At 38.2% G+C, this 26,370-nt stretch carries 24 protein-coding genes and 1 other annotated feature; of the genes, 23 read left to right on the top strand and 1 reads right to left on the bottom strand.

Going from position 1 to position 26,370, the window contains the following annotated elements:
• The first annotated feature begins 82 nt into the window (after window positions 1–82).
• From AC1RFD_RS12635 to ileS, 7 genes are all read left to right on the top strand, one after another.
• Window positions 83–325: a PRC-barrel domain-containing protein gene (locus tag AC1RFD_RS12635; RefSeq protein ID WP_225340754.1), complete on the top strand. Its 243-nt coding sequence runs from the start codon at window positions 83–85 to the stop codon at window positions 323–325.
• Window positions 326–444: 119 nt separating this feature from the next.
• Entirely contained in the window at window positions 445–1,149 is a 705-nt protein-coding gene (locus AC1RFD_RS12630) for a YggS family pyridoxal phosphate-dependent enzyme (protein WP_054549893.1), read from the top strand.
• Window positions 1,133–1,630 carry a cell division protein SepF gene (locus AC1RFD_RS12625; protein ID WP_004227319.1) on the top strand — a complete coding sequence of 166 codons (498 nt, stop codon included), beginning with the start codon at window positions 1,133–1,135 and terminating at the stop codon, window positions 1,628–1,630. The genes AC1RFD_RS12630 and AC1RFD_RS12625 overlap by 17 nt, the downstream gene beginning before the upstream one ends.
• A gap of 20 nt (window positions 1,631–1,650) precedes the next feature.
• Entirely contained in the window at window positions 1,651–1,932 is a 282-nt protein-coding gene (locus AC1RFD_RS12620; protein ID WP_004227322.1) for a YggT family protein, read from the top strand.
• Between the two features lie 170 nt (window positions 1,933–2,102).
• A complete protein-coding gene (locus AC1RFD_RS12615) occupies window positions 2,103–2,891 on the top strand; it encodes a YlmH family RNA-binding protein (protein ID WP_492474958.1) in 789 nt (262 codons plus the stop codon).
• Window positions 2,892–2,986: 95 nt separating this feature from the next.
• Window positions 2,987–3,511: a DivIVA domain-containing protein gene (locus tag AC1RFD_RS12610; protein WP_004227329.1), complete on the top strand. Its 525-nt coding sequence runs from the start codon at window positions 2,987–2,989 to the stop codon at window positions 3,509–3,511.
• Between the two features lie 96 nt (window positions 3,512–3,607).
• Window positions 3,608–3,831 (top strand) — a binding site (T-box leader).
• 112 nt (window positions 3,832–3,943) lie between these two features.
• Entirely contained in the window at window positions 3,944–6,712 is a 2,769-nt protein-coding gene (ileS, locus tag AC1RFD_RS12605; protein ID WP_492474957.1) for an isoleucine--tRNA ligase, read from the top strand.
• Window positions 6,713–6,811: 99 nt separating this feature from the next.
• Here the strand turns inward: ileS and AC1RFD_RS12600 are convergent, their stop codons facing one another.
• The gene (locus AC1RFD_RS12600; RefSeq protein WP_066037185.1) at window positions 6,812–8,017 is read right to left on the bottom strand and encodes an AraC family transcriptional regulator; all 1,206 of its coding nucleotides are present in this window, start codon (window positions 8,015–8,017) and stop codon (window positions 6,812–6,814) included.
• 202 nt (window positions 8,018–8,219) lie between these two features.
• On the opposite strand from AC1RFD_RS12600, the gene AC1RFD_RS12595 reads away from it, so the two are divergent.
• The 16 genes from AC1RFD_RS12595 to AC1RFD_RS12520 all read left to right on the top strand — a co-directional run bounded on the left by AC1RFD_RS12595 (window position 8,220) and on the right by AC1RFD_RS12520 (window position 26,346).
• Complete coding sequence (locus tag AC1RFD_RS12595; protein WP_048394642.1) at window positions 8,220–8,555, top strand: DUF485 domain-containing protein; 336 nt, start codon at window positions 8,220–8,222, stop codon at window positions 8,553–8,555.
• 24 nt (window positions 8,556–8,579) lie between these two features.
• Window positions 8,580–10,148 (top strand): sodium/solute symporter, encoded by a 1,569-nt coding sequence (locus AC1RFD_RS12590; protein WP_004227344.1) that lies wholly within the window; start codon window positions 8,580–8,582, stop codon window positions 10,146–10,148.
• Between the two features lie 164 nt (window positions 10,149–10,312).
• Window positions 10,313–10,792: a signal peptidase II gene (lspA, locus tag AC1RFD_RS12585; RefSeq protein ID WP_004227346.1), complete on the top strand. Its 480-nt coding sequence runs from the start codon at window positions 10,313–10,315 to the stop codon at window positions 10,790–10,792.
• Window positions 10,789–11,700, top strand: a complete 912-nt coding sequence (locus tag AC1RFD_RS12580; protein WP_054549866.1) for an RluA family pseudouridine synthase — start codon at window positions 10,789–10,791, stop codon at window positions 11,698–11,700. Before lspA ends, AC1RFD_RS12580 begins: the two co-directional genes overlap by 4 nt.
• Window positions 11,701–11,940: 240 nt before the next feature.
• Window positions 11,941–12,489 carry a bifunctional pyr operon transcriptional regulator/uracil phosphoribosyltransferase PyrR gene (pyrR, locus tag AC1RFD_RS12575; protein ID WP_004227349.1) on the top strand — a complete coding sequence of 183 codons (549 nt, stop codon included), beginning with the start codon at window positions 11,941–11,943 and terminating at the stop codon, window positions 12,487–12,489.
• Between the two features lie 14 nt (window positions 12,490–12,503).
• The gene (locus AC1RFD_RS12570) at window positions 12,504–13,814 is read left to right on the top strand and encodes a uracil-xanthine permease family protein (protein ID WP_054549867.1); all 1,311 of its coding nucleotides are present in this window, start codon (window positions 12,504–12,506) and stop codon (window positions 13,812–13,814) included.
• Window positions 13,815–14,008: 194 nt separating this feature from the next.
• Window positions 14,009–14,887, top strand: coding sequence for an aspartate carbamoyltransferase catalytic subunit (locus AC1RFD_RS12565; protein WP_048394636.1), 879 nt, complete (start codon window positions 14,009–14,011; stop codon window positions 14,885–14,887).
• A gap of 1 nt (window position 14,888) precedes the next feature.
• A complete protein-coding gene (pyrC, locus tag AC1RFD_RS12560) occupies window positions 14,889–16,166 on the top strand; it encodes a dihydroorotase (RefSeq protein ID WP_115673786.1) in 1,278 nt (425 codons plus the stop codon).
• Window positions 16,166–17,266 carry a glutamine-hydrolyzing carbamoyl-phosphate synthase small subunit gene (carA, locus tag AC1RFD_RS12555; RefSeq protein WP_416141393.1) on the top strand — a complete coding sequence of 367 codons (1,101 nt, stop codon included), beginning with the start codon at window positions 16,166–16,168 and terminating at the stop codon, window positions 17,264–17,266. Before pyrC ends, carA begins: the two co-directional genes overlap by 1 nt.
• Window positions 17,259–20,456, top strand: a complete 3,198-nt coding sequence (gene carB, locus AC1RFD_RS12550; protein WP_054549869.1) for a carbamoyl-phosphate synthase large subunit — start codon at window positions 17,259–17,261, stop codon at window positions 20,454–20,456. Before carA ends, carB begins: the two co-directional genes overlap by 8 nt.
• Before the next feature lies 1 nt (window position 20,457).
• Window positions 20,458–21,231, top strand: coding sequence for a dihydroorotate dehydrogenase electron transfer subunit (locus tag AC1RFD_RS12545; RefSeq protein WP_004227355.1), 774 nt, complete (start codon window positions 20,458–20,460; stop codon window positions 21,229–21,231).
• Complete coding sequence (locus tag AC1RFD_RS12540; RefSeq protein ID WP_048394627.1) at window positions 21,228–22,139, top strand: dihydroorotate dehydrogenase; 912 nt, start codon at window positions 21,228–21,230, stop codon at window positions 22,137–22,139. The genes AC1RFD_RS12545 and AC1RFD_RS12540 overlap by 4 nt, the downstream gene beginning before the upstream one ends.
• Window positions 22,139–22,843, top strand: coding sequence for an orotidine-5'-phosphate decarboxylase (pyrF, locus tag AC1RFD_RS12535; RefSeq protein ID WP_492474956.1), 705 nt, complete (start codon window positions 22,139–22,141; stop codon window positions 22,841–22,843). Before AC1RFD_RS12540 ends, pyrF begins: the two co-directional genes overlap by 1 nt.
• Before the next feature lie 3 nt (window positions 22,844–22,846).
• Window positions 22,847–23,476, top strand: a complete 630-nt coding sequence (gene pyrE / locus AC1RFD_RS12530; RefSeq protein ID WP_492474955.1) for an orotate phosphoribosyltransferase — start codon at window positions 22,847–22,849, stop codon at window positions 23,474–23,476.
• A gap of 880 nt (window positions 23,477–24,356) precedes the next feature.
• A complete protein-coding gene (locus AC1RFD_RS12525; protein ID WP_048395394.1) occupies window positions 24,357–25,352 on the top strand; it encodes an ABC transporter ATP-binding protein in 996 nt (331 codons plus the stop codon).
• Window positions 25,353–25,356: 4 nt separating this feature from the next.
• Complete coding sequence (locus AC1RFD_RS12520) at window positions 25,357–26,346, top strand: ABC transporter ATP-binding protein (RefSeq protein WP_048395393.1); 990 nt, start codon at window positions 25,357–25,359, stop codon at window positions 26,344–26,346.
• Window positions 26,347–26,370 lie beyond the last annotated feature (24 nt).

Here is a 26,370-nt window from a genome sequence, read left to right as displayed (position 1 = left end):
ACAAATGATACATAAATATAAAGTAACAGCAAAGTTTGATGGTAGTAGAAATGTTTATACGAAAGTAAACAATAGAGGAGGTATGTCATTGCGTTTTTCGATGTTACAACAAAAAGAAGTCATTGAAGCAGGAAATGGACGATTTATAGGCTTTGTAATAGATGCTGAAGTATCAAAAGAAACAGGCTATGTGACAGCATTTTTGATTGCAGAGCCTCGCAAATATCTTGGTTTTTTTAAAGGTGAAGAGTCTGTGAGAAAAGTGTATATGAAGGATGTGCTTGTTGTTGGTAAGGATGTCATTTTAGTCAAAGCCCTTTCCTAAGACATAGGCACATTAAAATTGTGGGAATTGTATGCTGACATAGGTCAGGCTATTCATTGATAAATCAAGCATTGCTTGTTACAATAAAAGAAACTATTGTTGTAAAGTTGGGAAAAACAGTGACAAAAATCTTAACAAATTTAAACAAACTAAATGATTTAATAACAGCAGCAGAAAAAAAAGGGAATCGTGAGGGCGAAAAAGTCCAAATAATTGCCGTGACGAAGGAAGTTTCTGTTGAAAGAACACAAGAAGCAATTGAAGCAGGGCTCACTCATTTAGGAGAAAACAGACCAGAGGGCTTACATCGTAAAATTACTGAGATACATGCTGATGTTCATTGGCATTACATTGGGTCGCTTCAAACACGTAAAGTAAAACAAGTGATTAACAGCATTGATTATTTACACTCCTTAGATCGTTTGAGTTTGGCAGAAGAAATTGAAAAAAGAGCCGAACAACCTGTTAAATGTTTTGTACAAGTAAATATTTCTGGTGAAGAATCAAAACATGGTTTAACTATCGAAGAAGTTTTGCCTTTTGTAGAAGCATTAAAAGGTTTTACTAAGATTCAAGTTGTAGGTTTAATGACTATGGCACCAAACACCGAAAACGAAGCAATTATTCGCTCTGTTTTCAAGCAATTAAAACAATGTCAACAGCAAATAGCCGAGCAAGGATTCGCACACGCACCTTGTACCGAGTTATCAATGGGCATGTCTAATGACTTTGAAATTGCGGTAGAGGAAGGGGCTACTTTTGTTCGAGTCGGAACGGCTCTTGTTGGAAATGAAAGAGGGGAACAGGATGAGCATGAAAAATAAGATTAAAAACTTCTTTTACCTTGAAGAAGAATTAGAAGAAGAAATCACGCAAGCTCCTATTCAGCAACAACAACCCATACAACAACAGCAACCGATTCATTCAGTTAAGCCAAAAAAAATGATGAAAGAACGCAAAGCACCTATTCATGAAATCATGCCACAAAGCACAGCAACTCCTAATAACATTGTCAGTTTGCAGGCAGCTATGAGTTCTAAGGGAGCAAAAGTTGTTTTAATAGAACCGAGAGTTTATGCAGAAGCACAAGATATCGCAGAGCATTTAAAAAATAAACGTGCAACAATTGTCAATTTGCAACGCATCGAAAGAGAACAAGGTAAACGCATTATTGATTTTTTAAGTGGCACAGTCTATGCTCTTGCTGGAGATATTCAACGTATCGGTAAAGATATCTTCCTTTGTACGCCAGATAATGTAGAAGTGACTGGTGAAATTACAAACTTTATTTTAGACGATAATTAATAGCGAGGATTGTAGTTTATATGACTTTTTTTATTATACTTGGTTATGTATCATTAGCATTTAAGATTTACTCATTCATGCTAATTGCATATATCTTAATGTCTTGGGTGCCTGCCGCTCAAAATTCAGCAATTGGTCGCATGCTTGAAAAAGTTTGTGAGCCATATTTAGGGATTTTTAGGAAATTTATTCCGCCTCTTGGTATGATTGATATTTCGCCAATTGTGGCCATCTTTATGCTGAATTTTATAGAAAGAGGGCTTTATATAGTCATTCAGAAAATATATTTTATGTTCGCTTAGAAGTAAATCCTCACGTTTTGGTGGGGATTTTTTATTTATTTTAATTTTCTATGCTACTAAAGCGACTAATAAAAAATTTTAAAACAATGACGTCCAAACGTCATTAATTGGGAATACTAAGTTTCCAACTAACAAAGCAAAATGGAACTAGTGAAAGAGGAGACAACAAGATGGAACACTTAATCCAGCATTTTCGAAAAGATGAACAGCCCTTTATTGAACAGGTAATAAGCTGGCAGCGTGAGGTTGAAGATCATTATGCGCCTAAGCTGACAGATTTTCTTGATCCAAGACAACGTTTTATTGTGACATCGATTATCGGGCAAAATGATACCCTAAAAACTGCATGCACAGGTTTATTTGAAGAGGCGGAGAGGCAGCGTATGCTTATTTTTCCTACTTACTATGAAGCAATAGAAGAAGACTTTCAGTTAGTGGCCTTTACGATTCAATATCCAGTGAAATTTGTCCAATTACGACATCCTGATGTTTTAGGTGCGTTGCTTTCATTAGGTTTAAACCGTGGCAAATTTGGTGATATTCGTGTAAATGATCAGCAGGTGCAATTCGTTGTAGCTCAAGAGGTAGCAGAATATGTTCGGTTACACTTAACAGGTATTGGTAAAGTTAAGGTGCATATTGAGTCTTTAAAAGAAGCGGATTCCCTTATTGTAAATGAGGAAGAATGGTTGGAGGAATCTCATACAGTATCTTCCATGCGCTTAGATGTAATTATTGCGACTGTATTAAATGTATCACGCCAAAAAGCTCAAGCTTTAATTACTGGGAAAAAAGTTCGTGTAAATTGGACAGAAAGAGATACAGTTGCTTTTGAATTACAAGAGGGAGATATTTTATCGATACGTGGAAGTGGTCGGGTGAAAATTATTATGACTGAAGGCCGAACAAAAAAAGATAAAATCCGTCTTCAAATCGGTCGATTGGCCCAAAAAAGCTGAAAGTGAAGTAAATTTCATTAATTTTTACTGCTAAGTTGTCGGAACAATTGTATAATAGGAATTACGAATGTACATGTAAAGGAGAGAAGGATTGTATGCCATTATCACCTATTGATATACATAATAAGGAGTTTACAAAAGCCTTCAGAGGTTATGCTGAAGATGAAGTAAATGAATTTTTAGATCAGATTATTAAAGACTATGAAATTCTGCTTCGTGAAAAAAAAGAGGTTGATAAGCAATTAGAGATGGCTTTAGAACAAGCGAGGCATTTCAACACCTTAGAAGAAACTTTGCAGAAGTCTATTGTCGTTGCACAAGAAGCGGCTGATGAAGTGAGAAGAAATTCTCAAAAAGAGGCAAAGCTCATTGTAAAAGAAGCTGAAAAAAATGCTGATCGAATTGTCAATGAAGCTTTGACGAAGGCTCGTAAGGTGACGATTGAAATTGATGAGCTTAAAAAGCAATCTAAGGTATTTCGTAATCGTTTCAAGATGCTTGTAGAAGCACAGCTGGATTTACTTAATGCAGATGACTGGGATCATTTGCTGCAATATGATATCGATTTAACAGAAATTCAAGCATCTGTTGAAGAAGCACAGGATTCTGAGGATATTTAACTTTTCTTTTTAATTGCTGTAATTGACAAATGAAACTTGACGCGATTGTTTGAATTTCATATACTTTGTAATAGTAATTATTTTGAACAGATATGCATAAAAGCAGAGACGAAGACAGTATTTGTTAGGCGTTGTTAAGCGATTTGGGGACAGTGAGAGCCCAAACATACAACTAGCATTGAACATCACTTCTGAGCTAAATAACTGAAAAAAGTAGGTTATTTCGTGATGCACGACGTTAAACGTGCTTTTAAGAGGTAGTGCAATTTTTTGTACTACAATTAGGGTGGTACCGCGAGTAGAAGCTTCTCGTCCCTTAGTGGGATTGAGGGCTTTTTTTGTTTGTTTCCGAATCGTTTTAGATAATTTTGCCAATAACTGTCTTATGAGAAAAATGTCTACCTGTTTGTGTAAAATAAAGGAGGAATTTTAATGGTTGAATACAAAGATACTTTATTAATGCCAAAAACAGATTTCCCAATGCGTGGAAATTTACCGGCAAATGAGCCAAAAATGCAAGAAAAATGGAATGGCATGGATATTAACAAATTACAGATGGAGCGTACGGAAGGTCGACCAGAATTTGTTCTACATGATGGTCCTCCCTATGCAAATGGTGATATCCATATAGGTCATGCTCTAAATAAAGTATTGAAGGATATGATTACACGTCATCGCTCCATGACTGGCTACCATGTCAATTATATTCCAGGTTGGGATACACATGGTTTACCAATTGAGCAAGCATTGACTAACAAAGGTGTAAAACGTAAAGAAATGTCAGTAGCAGCATTCCGCCAACTTTGTGAAGAGTATGCTTATGAGCAAATTGACAATCAACGTGCCCAATTCCGCCGTCTAGGCATTCGAGGTGATTGGGAAAATCCATATATTACATTAAAGCCTGAGTTTGAAGCTCGTCAAATTGAAGTATTCGGTAAAATGGCGGAAAAAGGTTATATCTATAAAGGGTTAAAGCCGGTTTATTGGTCTCCTTCTTCTGAATCTGCTTTGGCGGAAGCTGAAATTGAATATAAGGACATCAAATCTCCATCCATTTATGTAAGCTTTGCAATTAAGGATGCGAAGGGTGTTGTTCCAGCAGATGCTAAATTTATCATTTGGACAACAACACCATGGACATTACCAGCAAACTTAGGGATTTCTTTGAATCCTGAATTTATCTATGTAGTAGTTGCAGTGGCTAATAAAAAATTCATCATTGCCAAAGAGTTATTAGAGTCAGTGGCAACTACGCTTGGATGGGTAGACTATGAGGTTGTACAAGAGGTAAAAGGAGAGGCATTAGATCGTATTGTAGCACAACATCCATTCTACGATCGTGAATCGCTTATTATGGTAGGTGAACACGTAACTGCTGAAGCGGGTACAGGTTGTGTTCATACAGCCCCAGGGCATGGTGAAGACGATTATCATATTGGTAAACAGTACGGTTTAGGTATTCTTAGCCCTCTTGATAATAGTGGCTGTTATACAGATGAAGCACCTGGCTTTGAAGGCGTGTTTTATAATGATGCGAATAAACTCGTCACAGAAAAACTAAAAGAAGTAGGAGCGTTAGAAAAGCTTGATTTCTTTACGCACTCCTATCCACATGACTGGCGTACGAAAAAGCCTGTTATTTATCGTGCGACACCACAATGGTTTGCATCTGTTGAAGCATTCCGTGGGGAGTTATTAGAGGCTGTAAAAGCAACAGCATTTACACCAGCTTGGGGAGAAACTCGTCTTTATAATATGATTCGTGATCGTGGAGACTGGGTAATTTCACGTCAACGTGCGTGGGGTGTGCCGATTCCGATTTTCTATGCTGAAAATGGTGAACCTATTATTACACCTGAAACAATTAGTCATGTCTCAGCATTATTCCGTGAGAATGGATCAAATATTTGGTTCCAAAAAACAGCAAAAGAGTTATTACCAGAAGGCTTTACACATCCAGGTAGCCCGAACGGCGAATTTACAAAAGAAAATGATATTATGGATGTATGGTTTGATTCCGGTTCATCACACCAAGGTGTACTAGTAGAACGTGGTATGAAATATCCAGCTGATCTCTATTTAGAGGGTTCTGACCAACATCGTGGTTGGTTTAATTCCTCTCTTATTACATCTGTAGCTATTAACGGCTATGCACCATACAAAGGACTTTTAACACATGGTTTTGTACTTGATGGTGAAGGACGTAAAATGAGTAAATCTTTAGGGAATGTGATTATTCCGCAAAAAGTAATGGATCAGTATGGAGCAGACATACTTCGATTATGGGTTGCTTCTGTTGATTATACAGCAGATGTGCGCATCTCTATGGATATGTTAAAGCAAGTATCTGAAGTGTATCGTAAAATTCGTAATACTTTCCGTTTCTTACACGGCAATATTGCTGATTTCGATCCTACGAAAGATCGTGTAAGTTATGCTGAGCTTCGTGAAATGGATCAATATGTGTATATGCGCTTACAGGATGTCTTAAAAACTGTGCGTGCTGCCTATGATCGCTATGATTTTGCTGCTGTCTATCATGTAGTCAATAATTTCGTTGCTGTAGAGTTATCTTCATTCTATCTTGATATTGCCAAAGACGTAGTCTATATCGAGGGTCATGACAATAAGGATCGTCGTGCGATGCAAACAGTTATTTATGATACATTGATGACATTAGTAAAAATCATGACACCAATTATCCCACATACAACAGATGAAATGTGGTCTTATCTACATGCTCAAGGTATTGTAGAAGAAGTTTCTGTTCAATTAACAGATTTCCCAGAGGTAGATGTCCAAGCGAATTTTGACAGCCTACGTACAAAATGGGAAAAAATTATTGATGTACGCGATGATATTTTAAAAGCATTAGAGGAAGCACGTAATGCGAAAACAATTGGTAAATCACTTGAAGCAAAAGTCACTATCTACGCAAAAGAAGATATTGTCGCATTATTGAACGATGCCAACATTGACTTTGCACAACTTTCCATCGTTTCAGCTTTTGAGGTAGCTGCTATCGAGGAGGCACCTGCTGAAGCTTTAACACTTGAGCATGTTTCCATTGTTGTTGAGAAGGCTACAGGTGAGAAATGTGAGCGTTGCTGGTCAATTTCTGAAACAGTTGGTTCAAATGAAGCACAACCTACAGTATGTGCTCGCTGTGCAGAAGTTGTAGAAAAGTATTACGTTTAATCTATAAATAACAAGAATCTGCATTTAAATGTAGAGGATGTGCAAGTCTCCTTGTTGGAGGCTTGCTTTTTTCATGGAAGTTTTGCAGATTCTTTTCCATTATTTAAATAAAATTTCTGTCGTATTGCGATAGTCTGTTGGAGATATACCTACATATTTTTTAAAAGTTAAACTATAGTAATTTGGTGTATTGAAGCCACAGGTGGAGGAGATTTTTTCTATGGTGTAGTCGTACTTGCGTAAAAAAGGTAAGGTTTTGATAATGCGTGTATAAGCAACATAGTCAACAAAATTGCGACCTGTTTCTTTTTTAAATAGTCTACTAAAATGAGTTGGGCTAAAGTTAATATATTTTGCAACATCACGAATGGTCAGTTGTTCGTCGTAATGTTCTTCAATATACTGAATAGCTTTTTGCAGCTGCTCATGCTTTGTTAAATCTTCGTAATATCGGATGTGTATATTATGGATAGGTGGTTTTCTACGTGCTTTTCTAGCCTGGCTATAGGATTCCTTCACTTGCATAGCATCCTGAAATACACCTCCAACCCCCATAAAAAGATGAATAGAACAATCCCTTTTTAGGGTCTCGATAACCTCTAATAAACAGGCTTCACCCTCAGTCCAATGTTTGAAAGAGTTGTAATCAGTAGGAATTCGCATGAGAAGTAATAAATAGCGTTCAAAATGTAAAAAGGATAATGAGGCCTTCTCAGCAAAGTGCTGACGAAAAACGGTTGTAATACTACTACTTGCATCGTGTGGGACAGCTTTCTTATTAGCCCCATCAATATAGCCTTGAATTAAAAATACAATATTAGGTATACAGCTTGTCGATAAAAATGAAGCAGATTGTATTATTTCTTGTTCATTGTCAATTTCTCCACGGATCAGGCGTTTTAAAAATGCTTCCCTAAATGGAGAGGTATGTTGTTGGGATACTTGTTGTGATAGCTCAAGCATTGTAAGTGTACTCGCCTTTTTTTCCTGATAGGACGTATACAGCTTTTTTACAATTCGTAAAAATTTTGATTTTTGTAATGGTTTTATGAGAAGTGCAGGTAAAGCTAATTCAATTGCTATACCAGTCGAGTAGGTAAGGTGTTCTGTAACAAACGGGACAATAATACTATTAGGATAATTTCTTTTTAATCGATTAATCTTTACCCAATCAAATAACCGATTGACTTCATAGACAATAATGACCTCATCTTCTGGCTTTGGCACTTTACATTCCTCTAAAGCGTTTGGTAAAACCTCTTTTAACCATTCACTCATTTGCTGCTTGTCAAATGAGCTTTCCATATACCATACCACCTTTAAAATGCTACCAGCCCCCTACGAATAAAAAGATAAAAATATTTTAACTTAAAATAGCAATTTTTTGTACTAATACAGCAATATTTTATATCTATATTGAAGTTGAAATAGAATAGAATAATTGTAGTGAATAATAATTTGAAATTTCAGACAATTATTCACTTACCAGAAAAGGGGGAGTTGGCTTATGGCGGAAGTAGGCAGTCATGATTATGACTATGTAGAAGCAGGAACAATTGATGTGAAAGATCTACCACCTTTAGATGCAACAACAAACAAAATTATGAAAGATGAATTTACAACAGGTTTAGGTTTATCGATATTTTACTTTATTTTGATTTTTAGTATCCCTGTTATGAATTGGTTTGCGCCAGCATTTGCGTTTAAGAAGATCTGGGGTGGTATGACAGTCACATGGTTTGTGACAACGATTGTAATGATGGCTATGGCATTTATTATTGCATATGTTCACACAGCCATGTACGAGAAACGTCTAAAGCAATATGATATAGCAAATAAGTAGTTGGAACAAAGGGGGAAATGTTGAATGATGGAAGCTCTATTAGAACCAAAGATGTTAATGACCATTGCTTTAATGGGAACAATTGTATACATTACGTATTTAACAAAAAGAAATGCAACAGCTTCGGATTTCTTTGTAGGTGGCCGAAGCTTCGGATGGTTTACAAATGGGTCTGCCATTGGTGGGGATTACTTAAGTGCAGCAACATTCCTGGGTATCGCAGGGTTAACATTTCAACTTGGATATGATGGTGCTTATTATGCTTTTTGCTTCTCCATTGGGTTAACATTATTAGCGATTTTTGTGGCAGGTCCTTTAAGACGTTTTGGTGCATTTACCGTTGCAGATTTTTTAGGCTATCGTTTTCATAGTAGACGAGCACGGCTTGTAGCTGTGGCAGTGGTGTTAGCTATTTCAGGCTTTTATGCAGCTCCCCAATTATTAGGTGCTGCACAGATTTTAAGTATGTTTTTCGGTACTTCTTATGAATTCGGCATTATATTTACTTGTGTTGTTATGATTTTTTATGTAGGTATTGGTGGTATGAAAGGAACAACCATCAACCAAGCATTAGAGTTGTGGATTCGTCTTGGTGCGTTTATTGTGATGTTAATTGCAGCAGTTTATGGCGGTTTACATTATGATAAAATTTTAGCAGCCATCCATTCATTTAGCGGTCCAATTACAGGCACTTCACCGTATGCCTTAGATGGCAATGATATCAATTTTGATGGTGCTGCTTGGACAGGCACGGGCTTTTATTTCCCCACGTTCTGGCAAACAATTAGTATGACGATAGGATTAGCGCTAGGAACAATTGGTCTTCCTCATATTTTATTGCGCTTTTATACAAACCCAAGTGCTAAAGCAGCCCGTAAATCTGCACTCATGGCCATTGGAATTGCAAGCGCGTTCTTCTTGTTAGCTGTTTATTTAGGTGTTGTAGGTCGATCTATTTTCATTTCTGGGACAGCTAGTGAGGAAGTCATGCGTGATTTAGTGCTGGGTGGGAATAATATGGTCATTCCTACTACAGCCCTTGCACTAGGTGGCAAATGGCTACTTGGATTAGTTATAGCAGGAGCATTTGCAGCTATTTTCTCCAATCTTTCAGGATTGTTTATTACAAGCTCAGGTGCACTAGCTCATGATTTATATGCCAATATCATGAAAAAGGATATTACACAAAAACAACGAGTTATTGCTGGGAAAGTGGCTATTGTATTATTAGGTATTTTATATGGAGCATTGGGTTTACTTGTAAAGGATGCATCTATTGGCCATTTAGTGGCGCTCGCTTTTACTGTCGCTGCAAGTACATTTACCCCAATATTCATTTTAGGTATTTGGTGGAGAGGCATGACAGAAAAAGGAGCCATTGCAGGATTATTAATAGGACTTGGCGTGTCTATGTGGATGATCTTTTTACCAGGAACGTTACCAAGCTTCTTGCAGTTTAAAATTCCAGGTATTGTGACAGTACCTGTGGGCTTCTTATCTGTTATCATCGTGTCATTAATAGATCGCAAAGTTCCTGCTGATGTTAATGACTTCATGAAGCGAGTACATTCAAAAGAATCTGAAACTGTCTAACCAATAAGTTATGGCTATTTCTATTGCTTAAACGTAATAGGGGTAGCCTTTTTATATTTCTTGAAGAGATTTAGAATCAGCCATATTTAGATATGATATTAGTTATTGTGAATGGTACTGTTATGGTAGAATAGGTAAGATGTTGAGTGAACGGAGGAATGTCTGTGTATAAATATTATGGATTAGCTGCATTTGTCGTTTTACTGGATCAATGGACAAAATGGCTGATTGTGAAAAATATGGAATATGCTGAACGCATTGCTGTATGGGACCCATGGTTTGGTATTTTGTCTCATCGAAATAGAGGGGCAGCATGGGGGATGCTAGAGGGGCAAATGTGGTTGTTTAGTATTGTCACAGTTGCTGTTATCTGTGCGATTGTCTATTTTTATCATAAAGAAGCAAAGGGAAAGCCTGTTTTTCAAGTTGGCTTAATGCTCTTGCTTGGTGGTGCAGTAGGAAACTTTATAGACCGTCTATTTAGAGGAGAAGTGGTCGATTTTGTAGATGTTTTAATTCCAATTATTAATTATGATTTTCCTATTTTTAATGTGGCAGATGCTGCATTAACAATAGCGGTTGTCGTGCTGATGATTGGCTTAATTATGGAAGATAAAAAAGAGAAGAAACAGGTGAAACAATGACGCAAGTAACATATACAATCGAAGAACAGCAGCAAGGAGAGCGCATTGATAAAGCACTTTCTAGCTTACAATCTGAGTGGTCACGCACGCAAATTGGGAACTGGATTAGTGAGGGAGTCATTAAAGTAAACGGTGATGCTGTAAAGGCAAAATATAAGGTTAAAGCTGGTGACATCATCGCTATTGATGTACCAGAAGTGGAAGAATTGGATGTTGTCGCAGAAAATTTAGATTTAGATATTGTTTATGAGGATGCAGATGTTCTTGTTGTGAATAAACCAAAGGGTATGGTGGTACATCCAGCACCGGGCCATATGGGAGGTACACTGGTAAATGGCTTAATGTATCATTGTAAAGACTTATCAGGGATTAATGGTGTACTACGACCAGGAATTGTCCATCGTATCGACAAAGATACATCGGGCTTATTGATGGTTGCTAAAAACGATACGGCTCATGAATCATTAGTCAATCAATTAGTGAATAAAACAGTTACTCGTAAATATATTGCTCTTGTCCACGGGCATATTGCACATGATAAGGGGACAATTGATGCACCGATTGGTCGTGACCAAAAAGATCGCCAAAAACAGGCAGTTGTCGATAATGGTAAACATGCTGTCACACACTTCCAAGTTGTTGAACGTTTTGGTGACTATACGCTGGTGGAATGTCGTTTAGAAACGGGACGTACACACCAAATTCGTGTGCATATGAATTATATTGGCTTCCCACTTGTTGGAGATCCAAAATATGGTCCGAAAAAGACAATCGACTTTGGGGGACAAGTTTTACATGCAGCGACTTTAGGATTCGATCATCCTTCATCTGGAGAATACTTGGAGTTTGAAACACCACTTCCAGCTGATTATGAACAATTATTAAATGATTTACGAAATAGGCATTGACGTATACGAAAAGAAAGTCTATACTAACGACAGTGAATGAACAACATAACTAAATATTCACCTTTAATGGCAGTCCAGAGAGGCTGAGAAGGGACATGTGATAGTGTTGTGGAAATTTGTGCTGCAAATTTTTCCAACATGCTTTTTCAACACGTATACAACCCTCTCAGGCTATTCGCCTCGAGAGGTTTTTTTATGGACACATGGCCGATAATAGATTGAAGAGAGGAGGATACGAATATGGCACAAAATGAATTATTAGATGGCCCATCAATGACACGAGCATTAACACGTATTGCCCATGAAATAATTGAACGTAATAAAGGAATCGATGAATGTATTTTAGTTGGCATTAAAACACGAGGTGCCTTTCTAGCCAGACGTTTGGCGCAGCGAATTGAAAAAATTGAAGGTAAACCGATTCGTACAGGGGAACTTGATATTACACTTTACCGAGATGATTTAACAACGAAACATGAAAACGAACAAGCACATGTAGAACAAGTTGATATCGAGTATCAAGTGAAAAATCAAAAAATCATCTTAGTAGATGATGTACTTTATACAGGTCGAACAGTACGTGCAGCTCTAGATGCTGTAATGGATTTAGGAAGACCTGCACAAATTCAACTAGCTGTTCTAGTAGATAGAGGACATCGAGAGCTACCAATTAGAGCAGACTATGTGGGAAAAAACGTTCCAACTTCTGGCTCTGAGCGCATTGTTGTCAATTTACAAGAAGTAGACGGAGAAGATTGCGTCATTATTTACAAAGAAGACGAACAATAAAGTGAGGAAACAGTATGTCAAATGCAGTTTTAGATATTAAGGATAAACCGACCCCGCTCCAGCTAGTGACATTAAGTTTCCAGCATATGTTTGCGATGTTTGGTTCAACGATTTTAGTACCGCAGTTAGTAGGTCTTAGTCCAGCGATTGCCCTTTTAACAAGCGGAATTGCTACATTATTCTTCCTATTAATTACGAAATTCCAGGTACCGGCTTATTTAGGCTCATCCTTCGCCTTTATTGCACCAATCCTACTTGCTGCAGGTGGTTTAAATGAAGACGGTTCGAGTGTAAACCCAGGCAATGCCATGATCGGTGCTATGGCTGTCGGCATTACGTACGGAATTGTATCCTTAATCATTTGGAAAAGTGGTTATAAGTGGATTATGAAAATCTTGCCACCGATTGTGGTAGGTCCAGTAATTATGGTAATTGGGCTTGGACTTTCTGGTACGGCTGTGAATATGGCAATGAACGTTAATGGAGAGTATAGCTTTTTACACTTCTCAGCTGCTTTAGTTACGGTCTTTACAGCGATCATCTTTACGATTTTCTTTAAAGGAATTTTAAGCACTATGCCAATTTTGATGGGCCTAATTGTAGGTTACATTTACTCCATGATAATTGACATAGTAGACTATACACCGATTGCCAAAGCAAAATTCTTCGCTATGCCTGATTTCTTAATACCGGGTGTGCATTATGAGTTTGAAATAACAACAAAAATTCTACTTATCATGGTACCGATCGTTATTGTAACAATTTCAGAACATATTGGTCATCAACTGGTATTAGGAAAAGTAGTAGATCGGGATTATATTAAAGAGCCAGGACTACACCGTTCGCTACTAGGTGACGGACTTGGCACATTTGTGAGTGCTTTAATCGGAGGCCCTCCGAAAACAACGTATGGTGAGAATATTGGTGTACTAGCCATTACTCGAGTATACAGTATCTACGTTATTGCAGGTGCAGCAGTGGTTGCTATCTTACTATCATTCTTCGGGAAAGCAATGGCCGTAATTGCAACGATTCCAACCGCAGTACTTGGTGGGGTTTCCATCTTACTCTTCGGAATTATCGCAGCAAGTGGCTTACGTATGCTAGTAGATAATCATATTGATTTTGGTAACAGTCGTAACCTAGTAATTGCTTCAGTGATTTTAGTCATTGGTATCGGCGGTGCCAAGTTTGTTATCTCAGAATCATTGAGTGTTGAAGGAATGGCCCTAGCAGCGATTATTGGTGTGCTATTGAATGCCATTCTACCAGGTAAAAAAGAAGCTGATATACCCGTACAATACAATCAAAATAAAGATTCATAGTAGTACCTTTTAATGAATTGTCCAGAGAGGCAAAAAAAGGGAAGTTGTGGACAGGCTGAAGTAGGATGTATGTCTTGCTGTAGTTTGTCACGCCTCCTCATGCCTCGTTGATGACATCAACGGGGCTTTTACTTTATATACAGAGAACGTCATACAAAGACGTTCACGATTCACAACCTAATGGAGGTCACATGATGAAGAACTTATTATCGATGGAACATTTAACAACAGAAGAGATTAACCAAATCCTAGATCTTGCGCAAGCATTTGAAAATGGTGAAACATCATCGTTATCTCGCACACACAAAGTGGCCAACCTATTCTTTGAACCAAGTACTCGTACAAAAACAAGCTTTGAAATGGCAGAATACAAAATTGGCTGTCATGTTATCCCTTTTGATGCAGGGTTTTCGAGTGTTACAAAAGGGGAAACGATGTACGATACTGTCAAAACATTGGAAATGATTGGTTTAGATGCTGTCATCATTCGAGCGTCAGAAGATGAGTATTACAATGAGCTGCTGAATGGTATCAACGTAGCGATTATTAATGCAGGAGATGGTGCTGGGCAACACCCTTCACAATCCTTATTGGATCTTTATACCATCAAAAAAGAGTTTGGCTATTTCGAAGGGTTGAATGTCACAATTGCAGGAGATATCTCTCATAGTCGAGTAGCGAAATCAAATGCAACAGCATTACAAAATTTAGGGGCAAATGTTCATTTCCTTTGCCCAGAAGAATGGTCTGGCGGTTTTGAAGCGCACCATTCATGGGATAATCTGATCGAAATAAGTGATGTCATTATGTTACTACGTGTGCAACATGAACGTCATAAAGTAAATAAAAGCTTCTCAAAGGAAGGTTACCATCAAGAGTTTGGTTTAACAATTGAACGAGAAAAGCAAATGAAAGAATCGGCCATTATTATGCATCCAGCACCCGTCAATCGTGATGTCGAAATTGCTTCTGAGTTAGTCGAGTGTGATCGCTCTCGAATTTTTGAACAGGTGCGGAACGGTGTTTACACACGGATGGCTATTATGGAAACCATTTTAAAGGGGAGAGAATAACATGACAAAGGTACTTCAAAATGTACAAATGCTAGATGAACAAGGTGAATTGAAGACAGTCAATATTGCAATGGCAGACGGAAAGATTACGGCTATTGGTCAAGATGTGACTGTAGCAGGTGCAGAACTGATTGAAGGACATGGTTTAATCGTAGCACCAGGCTTTATCGATGTTCATACACATTTACGAGAGCCAGGATTTGAGCATAAGGAAACCATTGCAACAGGTTCGGCATCAGCAGCAAAAGGCGGCTTTACGACAATTTGCGCAATGCCTAATACAAAGCCAGTACCTGATTCGGTTGAAAACATGCAACTTATCAATGGGCTCATTAAGGACAGTGCGGTTATTCGAGTACTCCCATACGGTTCCCTAACAAAGGATATATCGGGTGAGGTTCGAACAAATATTGAAGAATTAAAAGCATATGGAGCAGTGGCATTCTCAGATGATGGTGTTGGTATCCAGCTAGCCTCAACGATGTATGAGCAAATGAAAGATGCGGCCCAGCACGATATGGTCGTTGTAGCACATTGTGAGGACAACTCATTAATCTATGATGGTGTGATGCATGAAGGAAAGCGTAATAAAGAGCTAGGCCTCCCAGGAATACCTTCCATTTGTGAATCCGTACAAATTGCACGAGATGTACTACTTGCAGAAGCAGCAGGCGCTCGTTACCATGTTTGTCACGTATCGACGAAGGAATCAGTGCGTGCGGTAAGAGATGCAAAGGCTGCAGGAATCCGTGTCACAGCAGAAGTTTGTCCACATCATTTATTACTAGAAGAGATGGATATTCCATCTGATGATGCTAATTGGAAAATGAATCCACCATTACGTGCAACGGATGATAAAGATTCTCTACATGCAGCACTACTTGATGGCACAATCGACTGCATTGCAACAGATCATGCGCCACACACAGTAGAAGAAAAATGCTGCGGTATGGTTGGCGCACCATTTGGTATTGTAGGTTTCGAAACAGCTTTCCCACTACTTTATACACAGTTTGTAGAAACAGGAAAGTGGACGTTAAAACAATTAGTTGATTGGATGACAGTGAAAGCAGCTGAGATTTTTGATCTGCCATATGGCACATTAGAAGTAGGTGCTTCAGCGGATATGATTTTAATTGATATTAAAAAAGAACAAACGATTGATGCAGAAGGCTTTGTATCAAAAGGTCGTAATACACCATTCAACGGCTGGGTGGCAAAGGGTTGGCCAGTACTAACTATTTTTGAAGGCAATATCGTATATCAGGAGGCAGAGTAATGAAAAAACGTTTACTAGTTTTAGAAGATGGCACAGTATTTACAGGTACAGCATTTGGTAGCGAGCGCGCTTCACAAGGTGAGGTTGTTTTCACAACAGGGATGACGGGTTATCAGGAAACGATTTCAGATCCCTCATTCTATGGACAAATTGTCACTTTAACTTATCCTTTAGTTGGTAATTACGGCATTAACCGTGATGACTTTGAATCGATTACGCCAGCCATTCGTGGATTTGTTGTGCGTGAATTAGCTAAAAATCCTTCAAATTTCCGCTGTGATTTAACTTTAGATGATTATTTGACATCAAAGGATATCCCAGGAATTGAAGGGATTGATACACGAAAATTAACACGTATTATCCGTAGTAAAGGTTCGGTAAAAGCGATTTTGACAGCTGCTGATGAAGAAGTAAATGTGGATGAAATAGTAGCACAATTACAAGCAACGCCAGCCATTACGCACCATGTTCGTGAAGTATCACCAAAAGCGGCCTATCCATCTCCAGGGCGTGGTAAACGAGTTGTCCTAATTGATTATGGAATGAAGCATGGGATTTTACGTGAATTAAACAAACGTGATTGTGATGTGCTAGTAGTACCTTATAATACGTCAGCTGAGGAAATTTTAGCTTGGCATCCAGATGGCATCATGCTGTCAAATGGACCAGGAAATCCTGAAGATGTTCAAGAAGGCATTGAAACAGTACGTAGCTTAATTGGAAAAGTGCCAATGTTCGGTATTTGTTTAGGCCATCAAATCTTTTCTTTAGCAAGTGGTGCAAAAGCCTTTAAATTACCGTTTGGACACCGTGGTGGTAACCATCCAGTAAAAGATTTACGCACAGGTCGTACAGATTTAACATCTCAGAACCATGGCTATGCCATCGATATCGAATCATTAAAAGATACAGATTTAGAATTAACACATATCGCGTTAAACGATGGAACATGTGAAGGTGTGCGTCATAAAAAATATCCAATTTTCACAGTGCAATATCACCCAGAAGCATCACCAGGTCCAGAAGATTCAAACCACTTATTTGATGAATTCATCGAAATGATGGAAGTAGAAGCAGGGAAGGGGAAACAACATGCCTAAACGTACAGATATTGAAACTATTTTAGTAATCGGCTCAGGCCCAATTGTTATCGGACAAGCAGCAGAATTTGACTATGCAGGAACACAAGCATGTCTTTCATTAAAAGAAGAGGGCTACCGCGTTATTTTAATCAATTCAAACCCTGCTACAATCATGACAGATACAGAAATTGCAGACAAAGTCTATATTGAGCCAATTTCTCTTGATTTTGTATCGCGTATATTACGTAAAGAACGTCCAGACGCGATTTTACCAACACTTGGTGGTCAAACGGGCCTAAATATGGCGATCGAATTAGACAAATCAGGTATTCTAGATGAGCTTGGGATTGAAATTCTTGGTACTAAATTAGATGCCATCCATAAAGCAGAGGACCGTGATTTATTCCGTAATTTAATGTATGAGCTAGGAGCTCCAGTTCCTGAATCTGATATTATTCATAACTTAGATGAAGCAAAAAGATTTGTTGCGAAAATTGGCTATCCTGTCATTGTTCGACCTGCCTTTACACTTGGCGGTACAGGGGGCGGTATTTGCTACAACGATCAAGACTTAGAAGAAATTGTGACATCGGGTTTAAAATATTCACCTGTAACGCAATGTCTATTAGAGAAATCAATCGCAGGCTATAAAGAAATTGAATACGAAGTAATGCGTGATGCAGCTGACAATGCCATCGTTGTATGTAACATGGAAAACGTTGACCCAGTAGGGATTCATACAGGTGACTCAATCGTTGTTGCACCAACGCAAACATTATCTGATCGCGAAAACCAAATGCTACGTAATATTTCACTCGATATTATTCGCGCATTAAAAATTGAAGGTGGCTGTAACGTACAGCTTGCACTTGATCCATATAGCTTTAATTACTATGTGATTGAAGTAAATCCACGTGTCTCTCGATCATCTGCATTAGCATCAAAAGCAACAGGTTATCCAATTGCTAAACTAGCCGCTAAAATTGCAGTAGGCTTAACGTTAGATGAAATTAAAAATCCTGTAACAGGCTCAACATATGCTTGTTTTGAGCCTGCACTGGACTATATCGTAGCAAAAATTCCTCGCTGGCCATTCGATAAATTCGAATCTGCTAAACGTAATCTTGGTACGCAAATGAAAGCTACTGGTGAAGTAATGGCGTTAGGTCGTACTTTTGAGGAAGCTATGCTAAAAGCGGTTCGTTCTCTTGAGACAGGTCAAGTACACTTAGAGTTAAAACATGCTGAAGAAAATTCAGATTCTTGGATTGAAAAACGTATTCGCAAGGCTGGGGATGAGCGTCTATTCTTTATCGGTGAAGCTTTACGTCGAGGTGTAACAATTGAACAAATTCATGAATGGTCAGCAATCGATCTATTCTTCTTAAATAAATTTAAAAATATTGTGGATATGGAACAAACGCTTGCTGACAATAAGAATGATAAAGACGTACTACGAACAGCTAAACGTTTAGGCTTTGCAGATAAGAAAATTGCTGAGCTTTGGGAAACAACACCAGAAGAATTGTATGCTTATCGTAAAGAGCTTGGTATTATGCCAGTCTATAAAATGGTGGATACATGTGCAGCAGAATTTGAATCAGAAACACCATATTTCTATGGCACATATGAAGACGAAAATGAATCGATTAAGTCAGAAAAACCTTCTGTGGTGGTACTCGGTTCAGGTCCAATCCGCATTGGCCAAGGGGTAGAATTTGACTACGCCACAGTACACTCAGTATGGGCGATTCAAGAAGCAGGTTATGAAGCGATCATCATTAACTCAAATCCAGAAACAGTGTCAACAGATTTCTCAATTTCCGATAAATTATATTTTGAACCATTAACAATTGAGGATGTTATGCATATTATCGACTTAGAACAACCAATTGGTGTTGTTGTTCAATTCGGTGGTCAAACGGCTATTAACCTTGCTGATAAATTAGCTGCTAATGGTGTGAAAATCTTAGGTACGTCTCTTGAGGATATTGACCGTGCAGAAAACCGCGATAAATTTGAGCAGGCGCTACGTGAATTAGATATTCCACAACCTCAAGGAGAAACAGCGGTTTCTACAGAGGAAGCTCTTGCCATTGGTGAGCGTCTAGGCTTCCCAGTGCTTGTCCGCCCTTCTTATGTACTTGGTGGACGTGCAATGGAAATTGTTTATAACCAAGAAGAATTACAGCACTATATGGAAAACGCGGTAGAGGCATCTCCAGATCATCCAGTATTAGTAGACCGTTACTTAACAGGACAGGAAATTGAAGTAGATGCTATCTGTGACGGTGAGAATGTGTTAATACCAGGAATTATGGAGCATATCGAGCGTGCAGGAGTTCACTCTGGTGACTCAATCTCTGTTTACCCGCCGCAAAAATTAACACAGGCACAAAAAGATACATTAGTTGACTATACAACTCGTCTTGCGAAGGGGCTAGGCATCATCGGATTAATGAACATCCAATATGTCATTTCACAAAACGAAGTATTTGTTATCGAGGTGAACCCACGTTCATCACGTACAGTACCGTTCCTAAGTAAGATTACAAATATCCCAATGGCTAATATTGCAACAAAAGCAATCCTTGGCAAATCCATTGTAGAGCAAGGCTATCCAACAGGCCTAGCAGCTGAGCAAAGAGGCGTATTTGTAAAAGTACCAGTGTTCTCATTCGCTAAATTACGACGTGTAGACATTACATTAGGACCTGAAATGAAATCTACTGGTGAAGTAATGGGGAAAGATGCAACATTAGAAAAAGCTCTTTATAAAGGCTTAGTTGCAGCAGGTATGGAAATACGAACAGAAGGTACAGTATTATTCACTGTGTCTGATAAAGATAAGGAAGAAGCGATTGCATTAGCAAAACGCTTCTCAACAGTAGGCTATCGCATTGTAGCAACTGAAGGTACAGCAAAAGCATTTGAAGCAGCAGGCGTACGAACTGATGTAGTAGGCAAGATTGGGGCGAAAGGACAAACATTGATTGACCTTATCCAAAATGGGGAAGCTCAGCTTGTTGTCAACACATTAACAAAAGGCAAGCAACCAGCTCGTGACGGCTTCCGAATTCGTCGTGAGTCTGTAGAAAATGGTGTTCCTTGTCTGACATCTTTAGATACAGCAGAAGCCATGGTACGTGTTATTGAATCTATGACATTTACAGCAGAACAAATGCCAAAAGCGGAGGTAGTACACTAATATGATACGTCAAGAGAAAATGACGGTCGTCTCTCAAAAGCAAATTGCGACAAACATTTTCGAACTGACACTTCATGGTGAACTGGTTCAGGAGATGACTCCTGGCCAGTTTGTCCATGTAAAGGTGTCGGATTCACTGGAGCCGCTTTTACGTCGACCAATTAGTATTGCAAATATTGATAAAGACAACAATGAGTTTACAATGATCTATCGTGCTGAGGGGCGTGGTACGAAAGTTCTGGCAACAAATCGAGAAGGTCAGCTGGTCAACGTACTTGGACCAATTGGGAATGGTTTCCCAGTAGAAGCGGTGCAAGAGGGAGGTACTGCACTACTAGTTGGTGGTGGCATTGGTGTCCCTCCATTACATGAGCTAGCCAAGCAATTGAATGCTCGTGGTGTGAAAACAATCCACGTCTTAGGCTTCCAAACAAAAGATGTCTGCTTTTATGAGGATGAATTTAGTGCACTTGGTGAAACGCATTATGTTACGGTGGATGGCTCGAAAGGTACAAAAGGCTTTGTAACAACGGTTTTAGAGTCGCATGCTCCTGAATTTGATGTTTTTTATTCCTGTGGACCCTTACCAATGTTAAGGGCATTAGAAGGCTTTTATCCTGAAAAAGAAGGCTATTTATCATTTGAAGAACGTATGGGCTGTGGTATTGGAGCTTGCTTTGCATGTGTATGCAAAACAACTGATCAGGTTGAAAAAGACTATGTTAAAGTTTGCTCTGATGGACCAGTTTTCCCGAAAGGAACGGTGGCACTATGAGTCGTTTAACAATTCAAATACCAGGCTTAGATTTAAAAAACCCTATTATGCCAGCCTCAGGTTGCTTTGGTTTTGGTCGTGAATATGCACAGCTTTATGATTTATCTAAACTGGGGGCTATCATGATTAAGGCAACAACGGTCGAAACGCGTGCAGGTAACCCTACGCCACGTGTTGCCGAAACAGCAGCGGGGATGTTAAATGCCATTGGTCTACAAAATCCGGGCATTGAAAAAGTGATGAATGAGGAATTAAAATTTTTAGAGGATTATAATGTGCCCATCATCGCCAATGTTGCTGGAACAGAGACATCAGACTATGTAGAAGTAGCACGCCGTATTTCAACAGCTTCAAATGTTAAAGCGTTGGAGCTGAATATTTCGTGCCCTAATGTGAAATGTGGTGGTATTCAATTTGGAACAGATCCTGCTACTGCACGTGAGCTTGTCAAGGCTGTCAAGGCTGTGTCAGAAGTGCCAGTCTATGTGAAGTTATCACCAAACGTGACGAACATCGTTGATATTGCCCTAGCTGTTGAAGCAGGTGGAGCAGATGGTATTACCATGATTAATACATTGGTTGGTATGCGTTTAGATGAGCGAACAGGTAAGCCAGTCATAGCTAATGGCACAGGTGGACTATCTGGTCCTGCTGTAAAACCTGTAGCAATACGAATGGTTTATGAGGTGTACAAGGCTGTCAATATTCCGATAATTGGTATGGGCGGTGTAACGGAAGCACAGGATGTCATTGATTTTATGTCCGCAGGTGCTTCAGCTGTAGCAGTAGGAACAGCTAACTTTGTTGACCATTTCGTTTGCCCGAACATTATTGAAGAATTACCAGCAAAGCTGGATGCATTAGGTGTAGAACATATAACAGAGATTATTGGAAGGAGCCATCGTTGATGAATACGAAACCTATACTAGCTCTAGATTTTCCAGGAGAAAAAGAAGTATACGATTTTCTTAAAAAATTCGATGAGCCTCTTTTCGTGAAAATTGGAATGGAATTATATATGCAAGAGGGACCTGATATCGTACGCAAAGTAAAGGATTTAGGTCATGATATTTTCCTTGATTTAAAATTACATGATATCCCAAATACAGTAGGCTCTGCGATGAAGGGGCTAGCAAAATTAGGGGTAGATTTAGTCAATGTCCATGCTGCAGGCGGACGTGCTATGATGGAAGCAGCTCTAGAAGGACTTGAAGCAGGAACACCAACAGGCAAAGAACGTCCTGCACTAATAGCTGTTACTCAATTAACATCCACAACAGAAGAACAAATGCAAGCAGAACAAAAGATTGCTCTTTCATTGCAAGAGTCTGTTCTACACTACGCAGGGCTGACAAAGGAAGCAGGCTTACAAGGTGTTGTTTGTTCTGTCCATGAGGCTAAGGCGATTGCTGAGGTGTGTGGAGATGAATTTCTACGTGTCACACCTGGGATTCGTTTAGCTGGAGGTGCTGCACACGATCAAAAACGTATAGCAACACCTGATGGGGCAAAGCGTGATGGTTCATCACTCATCGTTGTTGGCCGTGCTGTAACAGGTGCACAGGATCCAGTAGCAGCATATAAAATCGTAAGTGAATTATGGGAGGCATAAATTATGACATTACAAAATGAAATTGCACACGCTATGTTAAAAGTTGGAGCAGTAGAATTAAATCCTACAGAGCTATTTACATGGGCATCTGGTATTAAATCACCTATTTACTGTGATACACGTTTAACAATTTCCGATCCAGTTATTCGTAAACAATTAGCAAATGGTTTAGCCTCTGTCATCAAAGAAAATTTCGGAGCGACAGAAATTGTAGCAGGAACAGCTACAGCAGGTATCCCACATGCGGCATGGGTAAGTGATATTTTAGAATTACCAATGGTTTATGTACGCTCTAAAGCGAAGGAGCATGGCCGTGGTAATCAAATTGAAGGAAAATACGTAGCAGGACAAAAAGTAGTGGTTGTGGAGGATATCGTTTCTACAGGTGGTTCTTCCATTACAGCAGTAGAAGCATTGCGTGCAGCAGGCTGTGAGGTGCTTGGAGTTGTTTGTGTTTACACATATAATCTTCCACGCGCTGAACAAGCATTTGATGAGGCTGGCATCCAATACGTATCATTAACAAATTTTGATTATCTGATTGAAGCAGCAAATGAATCCGGCGCTATTAAAGAAGGAGATATTCCATTCTTAAAAGAGTGGCATGGAAAATTAAAAGCTGGAGAGCTATAATTAGAAATCTTGTAAAAGTAGTAGTAAAACATAGAGTTACTGGAATATAAAAGAGGGCAAATGCATAGAAACAACTATCGATACTTTTGTTGATAGTTGTTTTTTTGTGTTTTTCGACGTGGTCAAAGGAAAATAAACTTTATTAACTTTTAAGAGAAGTATGGCCTATAGATTAAAAAAATTATAAAAATAATTTATTTTTTTAATGTAATATAAAACACTTCATTTGTTTAGTGCTTTAGTAAATAAAATTATTCATTAATAATAATTAGGAAAATTTAGTATCATTCACTGAATTAAATAAACAATAAAAATCCTTTTATAATCATGTTTTCCAAATAAAAGTAAATTTTGACGTAGTATGTGTGGATCAATTGAGTAGGTTATTATTATTCTAATAAAATAAAAAAATGATACTTTAGGCAAATAAAGTTGAAAATGAACTAATATTCAGTATGCTTAAACGTAAAGTGTCCAATTTGAAATGGTATAGTTGTATGGATTATTTTGTATGTAATATTATGAGAATTATAAAAATTCACTTGATTAAATGTATTATTTCCAGATAAAATAGCATTACGCCTAATTGTCAGAATATTATATACTGATCCAGTTACTATTACATTTGGAAAATAGGATCAATTTTATGTAATAAAGATGTTCTCTTTAAAATTTGATGTTTTTTTTAGCTAATATAATTTTGAAATAGGTTTAACATCTTAGGATCTAATTTTTCGGAATATTGAATCTTATGAAGGAAGTCAAAAGCTAATTTCTTTTTACATCTTTTACTTAAAGAATACATTTTAGACATATGTTTCTGTTGCTTACATAAAGGATGTAGTGATTTTTAGTAAAAAAATTAAAGGTGTGATATTAAATGAGCTTAATGTTAGAAGTGAAAAACCTTAAAACTGGTTTCGATATAGATGGGGATATCTATCATGCTGTTGATGATGTTTCTTTTTCAGTCAAATCAGGTCAAATTATTGGGGTAGTTGGAGAATCTGGATGTGGAAAAAGTGTCATGTCACTTTCAGTTATGCAGCTTCTTCCAAAAGGGATTGGCAAAATTACAGGCGGAGAAATTAAGTTTGAAGGAAAAAACATCGAAAATTATTCTAGCGATGACATGAATAAGATTAGAGGAAAAGATATCAGTATGATTTTCCAAGAACCCATGACATCATTAAATCCCGTTTTTACAATTGGTTCACAAATACAAGAGATTATCTTAAATCACTCTAAAATCTCAAAGGCTGAGGCTAAAAGTAAAGCAATAGACTTATTAAAACAAGTCGGCATACCCAGAGCGGATCAAATTGTAGATGAGTATCCTCACCAATTATCTGGTGGTATGAGACAAAGGGTTATGATTGCCATTGCCATTGCATGTCAACCTAAACTATTAATTGCAGATGAGCCTACTACGGCACTTGATGTGACGGTGCAAGCTCAAATCTTAGAGCTATTAAAGACAATTCAAGCAAAAAATGATATGTCCATCGTACTTATTACACATGATTTAGGCGTCGTAGCCGAAATGTGTGATGAAGTAATTATCATGTACGCGGGGAAAATTGTAGAAAAAACAAATGTAGATAATTTGTTCCACAATCCGCAGCATCCTTATACAAAGCTATTAATGGCTTCTATACCAAGAATCGATGAGGAAGTTGAAAAGTTAACGACCATTCAAGGGATTGTACCTTCGTTGAAAAACATGCCCCAAATAGGTTGCCGTTTTGTGGATAGATGTCCTTCAGCTATGCCTGATTGTAGCAAGGTTACGCCGCAACTTTCCTTTATAGATGATGGACATGAGGTATCTTGTTTACTTTATGAAAGTTGCGATACTAGAAAGGGTGTGAGCTGACAGCATGAATGAAACAATCGTAAAACAAAAAAAGGATAACTTATTAGAAATAATTGATTTGAAAACATATTACCCAATCAAAGGTGGCTTCTTAAGGCATACTGTTGGTCATGTAAAAGCAGTGGATAACATTTCTTTTTCTATTAAAAATGGCGAGACATTAGGGTTAGTTGGAGAATCGGGTTGCGGAAAATCGACAACTGGACGGACAATTTTAAGATTATTAGACTCGACGGATGGAAAAATTATCTTTGATGGTAAAGATATTACAAACTTGAGAGGGAAATCTTTAAGAGATATACGAAAAGATATTCAAATGGTATTTCAGGATCCATACGCTTCTTTAAATCCTATGCAAATGGTAGGAAGCATTGTTGCAGAGCCAATTATGAATTTCAGTAACAAATCATTGAAATCATTAAAAGGCGAGGTAATGGAGCTATTAAGAAAAGTCGGCTTACCTGAAGATGCCTATTATAAATATGCTCATGAGTTCTCAGGTGGTCAGCGCCAGCGTATTGGTATTGCTCGGGCACTTGCACTTAGACCAAAGCTTATTATTGCAGACGAGCCTGTTTCAGCCTTAGATGTATCAGTACAATCACAAGTTCTTAATCTATTAAAAGAACTTCAGGATGAGTTTGATTTAACATTCCTGTTTATCGCACATGATTTAAGTGTGGTCAAGCATATGAGCGATCGAATTGGCGTGATGTATCTAGGAAATATTGTAGAAATAGCTGATAAGGAACATATTTACGATGAGCCATTACATCCTTATACACAAGCATTGATCTCTGCAATACCTGTGCCAGATCCGAGAAAGAAAAATAGTCGTATTGTTTTAGAGGGAGATATACCGAGTCCTGCTAATCCACCATCAGGCTGTCCATTCCATCCAAGATGTCCAAAGGCAATGGCAGAATGTTCATTATCTAAGCCAGCTTTAAAGGAGGTGAAGTCGGGGCATAGTGTTGCTTGTCATTTATATTAAAAACTAAAAACGGAAAATAGTTAT

It is taken from the genome of Lysinibacillus sp. GW823-FHT02G10, assembly GCF_058797135.1.
This window is presented reverse-complemented; position numbering and strand designations above follow the sequence as displayed.

Excerpts from the sequence above, each read along its gene's own strand:
- AC1RFD_RS12635 (WP_225340754.1), top strand. The coding sequence starts at position 83 with ATGTCATTGCGTTTTTCGATGTTACAACAAAAAGAAGTCATTGAAGCA.
- AC1RFD_RS12625 (WP_004227319.1), top strand. The coding sequence starts at position 1,133 with ATGAGCATGAAAAATAAGATTAAAAACTTCTTTTACCTTGAAGAAGAA.
- AC1RFD_RS12620 (WP_004227322.1), top strand. The coding sequence starts at position 1,651 with ATGACTTTTTTTATTATACTTGGTTATGTATCATTAGCATTTAAGATT.
- AC1RFD_RS12615 (WP_492474958.1), top strand. The coding sequence starts at position 2,103 with ATGGAACACTTAATCCAGCATTTTCGAAAAGATGAACAGCCCTTTATT.
- AC1RFD_RS12610 (WP_004227329.1), top strand. The coding sequence starts at position 2,987 with ATGCCATTATCACCTATTGATATACATAATAAGGAGTTTACAAAAGCC.
- ileS (WP_492474957.1), top strand. The coding sequence starts at position 3,944 with ATGGTTGAATACAAAGATACTTTATTAATGCCAAAAACAGATTTCCCA.
- AC1RFD_RS12600 (WP_066037185.1), bottom strand. The coding sequence starts at position 8,017 with ATGGAAAGCTCATTTGACAAGCAGCAAATGAGTGAATGGTTAAAAGAG.
- AC1RFD_RS12595 (WP_048394642.1), top strand. The coding sequence starts at position 8,220 with ATGGCGGAAGTAGGCAGTCATGATTATGACTATGTAGAAGCAGGAACA.
- AC1RFD_RS12590 (WP_004227344.1), top strand. The coding sequence starts at position 8,580 with ATGATGGAAGCTCTATTAGAACCAAAGATGTTAATGACCATTGCTTTA.
- AC1RFD_RS12580 (WP_054549866.1), top strand. The coding sequence starts at position 10,789 with ATGACGCAAGTAACATATACAATCGAAGAACAGCAGCAAGGAGAGCGC.
- pyrR (WP_004227349.1), top strand. The coding sequence starts at position 11,941 with ATGGCACAAAATGAATTATTAGATGGCCCATCAATGACACGAGCATTA.
- AC1RFD_RS12570 (WP_054549867.1), top strand. The coding sequence starts at position 12,504 with ATGTCAAATGCAGTTTTAGATATTAAGGATAAACCGACCCCGCTCCAG.
- AC1RFD_RS12565 (WP_048394636.1), top strand. The coding sequence starts at position 14,009 with ATGAAGAACTTATTATCGATGGAACATTTAACAACAGAAGAGATTAAC.
- pyrC (WP_115673786.1), top strand. The coding sequence starts at position 14,889 with ATGACAAAGGTACTTCAAAATGTACAAATGCTAGATGAACAAGGTGAA.
- carA (WP_416141393.1), top strand. The coding sequence starts at position 16,166 with ATGAAAAAACGTTTACTAGTTTTAGAAGATGGCACAGTATTTACAGGT.
- carB (WP_054549869.1), top strand. The coding sequence starts at position 17,259 with ATGCCTAAACGTACAGATATTGAAACTATTTTAGTAATCGGCTCAGGC.
- AC1RFD_RS12545 (WP_004227355.1), top strand. The coding sequence starts at position 20,458 with ATGATACGTCAAGAGAAAATGACGGTCGTCTCTCAAAAGCAAATTGCG.
- AC1RFD_RS12540 (WP_048394627.1), top strand. The coding sequence starts at position 21,228 with ATGAGTCGTTTAACAATTCAAATACCAGGCTTAGATTTAAAAAACCCT.
- pyrF (WP_492474956.1), top strand. The coding sequence starts at position 22,139 with ATGAATACGAAACCTATACTAGCTCTAGATTTTCCAGGAGAAAAAGAA.
- pyrE (WP_492474955.1), top strand. The coding sequence starts at position 22,847 with ATGACATTACAAAATGAAATTGCACACGCTATGTTAAAAGTTGGAGCA.
- AC1RFD_RS12525 (WP_048395394.1), top strand. The coding sequence starts at position 24,357 with ATGAGCTTAATGTTAGAAGTGAAAAACCTTAAAACTGGTTTCGATATA.
- AC1RFD_RS12520 (WP_048395393.1), top strand. The coding sequence starts at position 25,357 with ATGAATGAAACAATCGTAAAACAAAAAAAGGATAACTTATTAGAAATA.